The organism is Serratia sp. LTN-2 (assembly GCF_059740205.1).
The window spans coordinates 1-977 of record NZ_JCAXDO010000077.1; the positions used below are offsets into that span (position 1 = coordinate 1).

Genomic DNA, 977 nt, shown 5'->3' on the forward strand with positions numbered 1-977 from the left:
CCTTGTGCAGCAACAGCTTTTAGCCCGCTCTGAGCAGCAAAAAGGCTGAGCCTATTTTGGGCATGGGTAATCACATTCTTTTGAGTACTTATATTAATGCTGTCTCCAGCAATCTGATTAATTTGTGCATCAGCCGAGATGTGAATATCTTCTGAACTACTTAAAGCTATACCATCCGGTGAACTCAAAAGAAGTAAAGCTTTTTCAAATTTAGCGATTTGCTGCTGAATTTGTGAGGCAAAATCTTTTAACTGTTCAATCGATTCTATTTCATCGGTTTTCTGGTTTTTAGCAATGTCACTCAGTGCTTTACTGTTAGTTTGACTACCCTCAAGTTGCTTTTTCGCAACTTCGGCATCGAGGTGGTCTCCTTTAGCGTTATCCTGTTTATGAGTGGATACCAATAAACCTTGCCCCGCACGTAAAGCTCCCCATTGGTCAGTACGCAGTTCAAAACCTTCTCCGCGGTCTTCACTTTCTGCTTTATCTTTAGGGTGACTGAGTTTCCCCAGATTTAGCTGGCTTGCACCATGACTGCTTTGGAGTTGGGTACTAATTTGTCCCGGTGTATCATCAAATCTGAGTTGCCCAAACCCACCACCTGACACTTCTTTAGAACGGATACCACTGAGCTTTTTAGTATCAGGAAGCTTTCCTTTGTTATCAAATTTGGTTGGTTGGCGCTGTGCCTCATGAATTCGACCCATCACAAACGGTCGGTCGATATCGCCATTAAAGAAGTCAATAACGACAATTTCACCAATACGCGGTAAAAAACGCGCACCGTAACCTTCTCCAGCCCACGGCGTTAGAACATCAACCCAAGCTGAATCAGTGTCATTATTATTGGTTCCTGCGCCCCCATCATGACTATGGTCATCACTACGCGTAAACAGGAAGCGGACTTTAATACGCCCCCACTCATCTACATAGATTTCTTCACCTTCAGGACCCACCACTTTCGCACGTTGTGGATG

The 977-nt window shown here is 44.1% G+C and carries 1 protein-coding gene; it reads right to left on the reverse strand.

Annotation, left to right across the window (positions count from 1 at the left end):
- The coding region (locus AC6BYQ_RS28415; RefSeq protein WP_031986312.1) for a type VI secretion system Vgr family protein at positions 1–977 on the reverse strand (977 nt) is incomplete at both ends.